The organism is Psychrobacter sp. AOP3-A1-26, from assembly GCF_052378235.1.
GTDB lineage: Bacteria > Pseudomonadota > Gammaproteobacteria > Pseudomonadales > Moraxellaceae > Psychrobacter.
The window spans coordinates 1-7,990 of record NZ_JBQSXN010000113.1 but is presented as its reverse complement, the minus strand read 5'-3'; the positions used below and the strand labels follow the sequence as shown (position 1 = coordinate 7,990).

The 7,990-nt window shown below is 44.0% G+C and carries 5 protein-coding genes; 4 read left to right on the top strand and 1 reads right to left on the bottom strand.

Going from position 1 to position 7,990, the window contains the following annotated elements:
- The first annotated feature begins 95 nt into the window (after positions 1-95).
- From ACT3TU_RS13125 to pdxH, 4 genes are all read left to right on the top strand, one after another.
- Positions 96-2,111 carry a mechanosensitive ion channel family protein gene (locus ACT3TU_RS13125; RefSeq protein ID WP_444784471.1) on the top strand — a complete coding sequence of 672 codons (2,016 nt, stop codon included), beginning with the start codon at positions 96-98 and terminating at the stop codon, positions 2,109-2,111.
- Between the two features lie 334 nt (positions 2,112-2,445).
- The gene (guaB, locus tag ACT3TU_RS13120) at positions 2,446-3,918 is read left to right on the top strand and encodes an IMP dehydrogenase (RefSeq protein WP_192529641.1); all 1,473 of its coding nucleotides are present in this window, start codon (positions 2,446-2,448) and stop codon (positions 3,916-3,918) included.
- 286 nt (positions 3,919-4,204) lie between these two features.
- On the top strand, positions 4,205-5,575 hold the full coding sequence (glmM, locus tag ACT3TU_RS13115) for a phosphoglucosamine mutase (RefSeq protein WP_192529642.1): 1,371 nt from the start codon (positions 4,205-4,207) through the stop codon (positions 5,573-5,575).
- A 42-nt stretch (positions 5,576-5,617) separates the two neighbouring features.
- A complete protein-coding gene (gene pdxH, locus ACT3TU_RS13110; RefSeq protein WP_192529646.1) occupies positions 5,618-6,262 on the top strand; it encodes a pyridoxamine 5'-phosphate oxidase in 645 nt (214 codons plus the stop codon).
- 306 nt (positions 6,263-6,568) lie between these two features.
- Here the strand turns inward: pdxH and ACT3TU_RS13105 are convergent, their stop codons facing one another.
- Positions 6,569-7,930, bottom strand: coding sequence for an HlyD family secretion protein (locus ACT3TU_RS13105; RefSeq protein ID WP_444784470.1), 1,362 nt, complete (start codon positions 7,928-7,930; stop codon positions 6,569-6,571).
- Positions 7,931-7,990: the final 60 nt, after the last annotated feature.

The window sequence follows — 7,990 nt, the reverse complement described above, 5'->3', positions numbered from 1 at the left end:
TTAAATGATACAGAAAATGACAGGATACTTGAGTTTAAAACCGCTTTCAGTCAATTTTTTATAAAACATTCTCATAGACTAGTGATTATCAAAATATGAACACTCTCAAAAACAGCGCGGTGAGCGGTCATGATATGACAATTCATGTCGATGGTGACCACAACAACACGCAGCGCCGTGGTCTACGCAGACCTCTTGCTCAGGTATTGTTGAGTTTTATTATTATCGTTAGTGTTATTGATGCGCCTACTTATGCAGCAAGTAGCTATGAGGGAGGTGAAAGTGAGCAAAGTGAAAGTAAGCAAAGCGCAAATGAGCCAGTTAACGCATCAGCCGCAGACAAACCTGACAATTTAACGGAGTATGCGGCGCAAAAATTTGATGAACTAAAAGCCGAAGGTCTTAGTGTTTCTGCTATTGCCGAAGAAGTGATTAGTCCACTAGAGAAAAAAACGGTGCAGCAAGCGGGTGTGCTGCAAGGGGATGCTGGCCTCACTGGCGATTATAACGAAAGCTACTATGCTTTAAATAAGTTAAATAGTGGCTTACCACCGTTAGCTGAAACCCCCAATTTTTCGACACCGCTTGCAACCTTGGAGTTTTTCCAATCGGCAATCATGAAGCAGCAATATGACTTAGCCGCCTATGCGCTGAATATGAACTTGATTGATAGTAAGTTACAGCGCGGTCGTGCGCTGGAGCTTGCCAAGCAACTTGATTTCTTATTAATGGAAAAAAATCTGTATGTGTTTGATAACCTGCCAGATCGTCCTGATGGCTTGGTTGAACCACCGCTTGGTAGCACTAATAGCATTCAAGGCATTCCTAGACGCTCGATTCAGCTTGGTTATATCGACTATCGCGACCGCCGTGTTCCGATACATCTAGAGCGGGTACGCATTGATGATAGCGCGCCTTTTTGGGTGTTTTCAGCCCAAACGGTTAGTAATATTGATAAGCTTTATGAGCAGTATCGCCCCGCTAAGTTTGAGCGTTATTTACCGGAGTGGACACAGCTAAAGATTTTTAGTATCACCGTTTGGGAATTTTTAGCGCTACTGCTATTTTTCTTTTTTACCATGGCAGTGGGTTGGTTGTTAAGTAAAGCTGCTGGCAAAATCCTCAATTGGTATGTGGTAGATAAAGAAGGAAATCGCCTCGGTACGCTTCACCATAATGGCGTGGAAGATTTGGTCAATAAGCTCACGGTGCCTTTGACCTTTACCATCAGTTTTTCGTCGGTTTATACCCTAGTGTCAGGCGGTCTTCCTTATTTAGATGCCGTTGCCTCATCGACACGACCAGTCGTTTGGGTTGGATTGGTGTTTAGTACCATGTGGCTGGGTATTCAAGCCATTAATTTTTTTGCCAATCGCTACAAAGATTTGCAAATTGAAAACTTAAGCGATGAGCATTTTGATAAAAGTCGCAGTCGCCGCACCTATGTTTCTATATTTCGCCGTATTTTTATTTTTGTTATGATTCTTGGTGGTATTTGGGTAGGACTTAGTGAGTTTACTAATATAGACGGTTTGGGTAAAACCTTGTTAACGTCAGCAGGTATTGCCGGCGCGGTCATTGGTATTGCTGCACAGCCTATTCTAGGTAATATTATTGCTGGGACACAGGTTGCCATTACGCAGCCTGTGCGGATTGGCGATACAGTGATGATGGAAGGTGAGTGGTGTACGATTGAGGATTTAGGCTATACCTATGCGGTATTAAAAACATGGGATGAGCGTCGTTTGATCGTGCCCATGCGTCACTTTATTACTGAGATTGTGGAGAACTGGTCGCATACAGAATCGCATCAAACTTCAGTAATTTATTTATATGTCGATTATGGTGCTGATATTGACGCTATTCGACAAAAATATATCGAGCTGGTGAAAGAAAATGAGCTATGGGACGTTGAGACGGAACCTGAGATGCATACAGTGTCAGTGTCAGAAAGTAGCATCAAGCTACGCTGTAGCCAGGCATCTGATAGCCCATTAAACGCTTGGACGCTTGAGTGTGAAGTACGTGAGCAGATGATGAGTTATTTATATACCGAACAAAAAGACTACTTACCGGCTGAGCGTTTGATATTTAAGAGTAGCGACGTTTAAAAACAATGGCACCGTCATGGCAAAATAAGCTGACAAATATGTTATGCGAAGCCTTGCTTTATTTGTTATAATATGGCGTTATTTTTAAGGGATAATTCAGTTGTTAAGCGTCGTGTAATTAGACTTTAGGGTGTTTAGATACGCTATATTGGCAAATCTATTTAACCAACCGTCTCGTTACCGCTAATAAATTGCTAATGTGCCGAGCGAATATTTGTATATAGTGTTTGTTCCTCACTGTTTTTTCATCACCTTTGGCTTTGATAAAACGTTAGTTTATTGACTTGATGTCTGCATTGTCCACCCATCAAAATAACCACTACTAGGGGTCTGTATGTTGCGAATTGTCGATGAAGCCTTAACCTTTGATGACGTTTTATTGTTGCCAGCCTATTCTGAAGTCCTGCCAAAAACTGCCGACCTGTCTACACGTTTGACCAAAAATATCACGTTGAACCTACCGCTTGTCTCTGCTGCTATGGATACGGTGACTGAGTCTGAAATGGCTATCACCATGGCGCAGTTAGGCGGTATGGGTATCTTGCATAAGAGCATGGATATCGCCAAGCAAGCCACACAAGTTCGCCGCGTCAAAAAATTTGAAGCGGGTACGGTGGTTGATCCTATCACGGTACATCCTGAAATGACCATTGGTGAGTTGCTAAAGCTGACCCAAGACAATAACATTTCAGGCGTACCTGTGGTCGAAAAAGGCACTGATAATGTGATGGGTATTGTGACCCATAGAGATTGGCGTTTTGAGACCAATCTATCATTGCCAGTCAGCAAAATAATGACACCAAAAGCCCAGTTGGTAACGGTACATGAAGGTGAAAGCAACGAAAATATCAAACGCTTGTTACATGAGCACCGCATCGAAAAAGTCATCGTGATTGACGATCAGTTCCGTTTACGCGGTTTGATTACAGTGAATGACTTTGCAAAAGCGGAAAACAATCCAAACGCCTGTAAAGATGAACAGGGTCGTTTACGTGTTGGTGCTGCTGTTGGTACAGGCGCAGACACCCAAGCACGCGTTGAGGCATTAATCGCCGCTGATGTCGATGTTATCGTGGTCGATACGGCACACGGTCATTCAAAAGGTGTGATCGATAAAGTGTCTTGGATTAAGAAACACTACCCACAGGTGCAAGTGATCGGTGGTAACATCGCAACAGGTGATGCGGCTAAAGCATTGCGTGATGCTGGTGCTGATGCAGTAAAAGTGGGTATTGGTCCGGGTTCTATCTGTACCACGCGTATCATCGCTGGTATTGGTGTACCGCAAATTTCAGCGATAGATAATGTGGCCAGTGCATTACAAGATAGCATTCCACTGATTGCTGATGGTGGTATTCGTTACTCAGGTGATATGGCCAAAGCCATTGCCGCTGGTGCTTCTTGCATCATGGTAGGCTCGTTGATGGCTGGTACCGAAGAAGCGCCAGGCGAGGTGGAGTTATTCCAAGGTCGTTATTATAAAGCCTATCGTGGTATGGGTAGCCTTGGGGCGATGTCAGGCTCGAATGGCTCATCGGATCGCTATTTTCAAGATGCCAAAGATGGAATAGAAAAACTGGTCCCAGAAGGTATCGAAGGCCGCGTCCCTTATAAAGGCCCAGTCGCTGGTATTGTCAATCAATTGGTTGGCGGCTTGCGCTCATCGATGGGCTACACTGGCTCTGCAACCATCGAGGATATGCGTGCCAATCCACAGTTTATCAAAGTAACGTCAGCAGGTATGAAAGAGTCGCATGTTCACGACGTGCAAATCACTAAAGAAGCACCAAACTATCGCGTCAACTAAACGATAACTCTTGGATAATGATTAATAGCCCTATATCACCTTAAAAATAGCTGACTTTCAGGGCTATAGTGACCTTAAGATACAAACAGCCAACAATGCCTTGTTATTGTTGGCTGTTTTTTTTGTAAAATACAGGAACATATTACAACAACTATATTAGCGCCTATATAGTGGATTCATTTTATAGCAATAGCACGTTATTATTTACTACAACCGTATCACTTTTATTTTGAACTGACGATATATAGGCCTGACTTTTCACTTTTAGATTTTGGGAGCATACATAATGAGCTACTTTGGCACCGATGGCATTCGCGGAAAATTTGGTGAGTTACCAATTACCCCTGATTTTATTTTAAAGTTGGGCTATGTGACGGGACAGGTGCTGATAGAGAACAATGACAATCCTACTCGCAAGCCAAGTGTGGTCATCGGTAAAGATACACGCCTGTCAGGCTATGTGATTGAAGGAGCGCTACAAGCAGGGTTCAATGCTGCTGGTGTCGATGTTCACATGCTCGGCCCATTGCCCACACCAGCTATTGCGCATTTGACCCGCAGTTTCAATGCAGATGCTGGCGTGGTTATCTCGGCATCGCACAACCCTTATTATGATAACGGTATCAAGCTGTTTTCAGGTGATGGTAAGAAACTGACCGATGAGCTGCAAAGCTCTATTAATGACAAATTAAAAGCCATCATGAGCGCCTCTGAGGCTGATAATAATGTGATCATGCCCATTCTGGATCCAGCAGAGTTGGGAAAAAACAATCGAATCAATGATGCCAAAGGTCGCTATATCGAATTCTGTAAAGGCAGTTTTCCTTATCAGTATGACCTGAGTCATCTGACAGTCGTTGTGGATTGTGCCAATGGCGCAGGCTATAGCGTGGCTCCAAGAGTCATGCGTGAGCTGGGCGCTAACGTGATTGCCATCAACAATACGCCTGATGGGGTTAATATCAATGCTGACTGCGGCTCTACCCATCCTGAAGGTCTACAAAAAGCTGTACTGAAACACGATGCAGATGTTGGTATTGCGCTAGATGGTGATGGTGACCGTATCGTGATGGTGGATGAAGCTGGTAACTTAGTCGATGGCGATGGCATTTTGTATGTACTGGCTACCCAAGGTCAGATCAAGGCTAAGGGTGTCGTGGGTACGCTGATGAGTAATATGGGCTTAGAGTTGGCATTAAAAGCCGCTGATATTGATTTTACTCGGGCAAAAGTGGGCGATCGCTATGTGATGCAAGACCTTGAGGCCAATGGTTGGATATTGGGCGGTGAGCCGTCAGGTCACATTTTATGCTTGGATAAAAGCCGAACGGGTGATGCGATCATTGCAGGTTTACAAGTGTTGTCCGTCATGCAAGCCCGAAGCCGTGCTTTAAGCGATCTTGTCGAGGGTTTCGAAAAACTACCGCAAAAACTGGTCAATGTGCGTTTAAGTCAAATGCAAGATCCTTTTGAGCATCAAGAATTGGTCGCGGCTTTTGAGAAAGCACAGGATACTTTAGAAGGTCGTGGTCGTCTATTGATTCGTCAATCAGGTACTGAGCCAATGATACGAGTGATGGTTGAGTCAGATGATGAAATAGAATGTGATGTATTGGCGAACGATTTGGCTGATCATATCAAAGCCGTATTAGGTTAATATCATTAGATAACAATATTAAAATAAGGAATGACCATGAGCATGGATTTTACCGATCAGCGTTTGTCGTACGAAAAAGGTGAACTTGATCAACAGTCTGTACCAGCGTCACCATTTGAGCTTTTAAAAGGCTGGATGAATGAGGCAATAGCACAAAAAGTTCAAGAGCCTTATGCAATGAGTCTGGCGACGTGTGGCGCGGACAACAAGCCTAGTGTACGTATCGTCCTTATGCGTGAGATTACTGAAAATGGCGTGGTATTTTATACCAATTATGAAAGCGCCAAAGGGCAGGATATTGCCGAAAACCCGAATGCCGAGGTGTTATTCTTTTGGCATGAGCTGGAGCGTCAAGCACGTATCAGCGGTAGCATTGCTAAAATTGCTGCTGATAAATCAGCTACTTACTTTCAAAAGCGCCCACATGACAGCCAAGTAGGGGCATGGGTCAGTCAACCTCAAAGTGGTGAAGTGGCTAACCGTGAGGTCATGGAAAACAAGTTTGATCAGCTACAAAGCGAATATCCAGAAGATAGCCAAGTGCCGACGCCAGCGTTTTGGGGTGGTTATGAAATTACTATCAATGAGATTGAGTTTTGGCAAGGCCGTGCCAACCGTATGCATGACCGTATTGTCTATAGTAAAAAAAATAGTGATAGCTGGAGTACCAAACGCTTATTGCCTTAGACCTGTTTGCTACTCATATGTAGGTATAATACCAAACCCAAAAAGTACGATTAGCTGTGTCAAACTCGTTTAGTCTACAGTGCGTAGCATTTGCACTCGTTTTCCTTGCTACTCTATCTAGTTTTTGTGAATAGTATAAGTATGACAATAGTCAAATTAGACAAAGAAGCCAGCTTACTCGCCGTTTTATAAGAGCGAATAAGCTGGCTTTTTATGGTACTGACTTTCTAAAAGCTTTGTCTAAAAGATGTTCCTAAAAATTGCTTTTAAAGGCTTTCTTGATAAGAAGTATGTAGGTCAGTTTTATTAATTACTCTGAGTATTCACTCTCTTAGGCTCTTTTTTAACATCGGTATCCACATCGACTGACACCGACATACCAGGGCGCAATTGTGCAAGCTCAGGTTGGTTTTGTTCTAAGTCAATACGTACCGGAATGCGCTGAGCGATTTTAATATAGTTGCCAGTCGCAGGATTTGCCGCGCCTGCACTAAACTCACTGCCAGTGGCTGGCGAGATGTTGCTCACATGACCACGGAACTTAACGCCGCCCAACGCATCGACACGTACAGTCGCAGGCTCGCCGACAGTCATGTTGGCCACTTGGGTTTCTTTAAAGTTGGCGATAACCCAAATGCCTTTTGGTACGATATACATTAGCTGAGTACCAGCACTCACATATTGTCCCTCTTTGACACTAACTTGACTCAACTGCCCCGATTCAGGTGCAGTGATGACCGTATTATCCAAATTAATCTGCGCTTGCTTGGCACCCGCTTCCGCATTTTTAATATTGGCATCTAAGGAAGAGCGGCTGCCACTGGTCTTTTCGCTAGCCTCACGGGCAACTTGTAAATTAGCTTCTGCTTGTTGAACACTCGCTTGTGCTTGAGCAAGTTGTGCTTTTATATGGGCAACTTCTGCCTTTGAAACAGCGCCAATAGCATCCAAACCTTCATAACGATTAACATCTTCACGTGCACTGTCAACGCTGACTTTGGTGCTATATAAATCAGCTTCGCGTGCTTCGATTTGTGCTTGATTGGTTCCCGTGTCCTGAGCATTACTAGAGCGGTTGGTCACCGCAACTTCGATATTGGCCTGCGCTTGCTCGAGTTGCTGCTGAAAGGTTCGATCGTCTATTTTGACCAATAAATCACCAGCTTTGACGCTGGCAAAATCTTCGACTGCTACTTTCGTGACATAGCCTGAGACTTGTGGGCTGATAATGGTTGTTTGACCTTTTACAAAAGCATTATTGGTTTGCTGCACGGTAGGCGTAAACGGGGGCAGTTTCCATGCATAAAGAATCAAAAGCACGCCAATAGTAACTAATGCAATTAATAGGCCTAGATTGAAGTAAGATTTCTTTTTAGGTGACCAACCCGCAGAGCTAGGAATGGGCTCTTTTGGGGGCATTGGGGGTTCATCTGCATCACTATCTGTTGTCTCAGCGGCAACAGGCGTCGCTGCTGAATCTTCTTCTTTCGGTATAGCCACCGTCGCATCAGTTTCATCGGTTTTTGGCTTTTCTAGATGAGTTGCTGCTGATGGCGCATTGGACGGCATCTGATTGTTCTGAGCAGGGTCTTGGGTAGCATCTTGAGTAGCGTTTTGAGCAGTGCTTTGATTGTGGTCATCAAGCTCATTCGTTTTGTTTTCGCTCATGATGCACTCCTAATGAATTTAATAAACTTAGATTAACACATGAAGTGCAATACCAAATGT

Excerpts from the sequence above, each read along its gene's own strand:
- ACT3TU_RS13125 (WP_444784471.1), top strand. The coding sequence starts at position 96 with ATGAACACTCTCAAAAACAGCGCGGTGAGCGGTCATGATATGACAATT.
- guaB (WP_192529641.1), top strand. The coding sequence starts at position 2,446 with ATGTTGCGAATTGTCGATGAAGCCTTAACCTTTGATGACGTTTTATTG.
- glmM (WP_192529642.1), top strand. The coding sequence starts at position 4,205 with ATGAGCTACTTTGGCACCGATGGCATTCGCGGAAAATTTGGTGAGTTA.
- pdxH (WP_192529646.1), top strand. The coding sequence starts at position 5,618 with ATGGATTTTACCGATCAGCGTTTGTCGTACGAAAAAGGTGAACTTGAT.
- ACT3TU_RS13105 (WP_444784470.1), bottom strand. The coding sequence starts at position 7,930 with ATGAGCGAAAACAAAACGAATGAGCTTGATGACCACAATCAAAGCACT.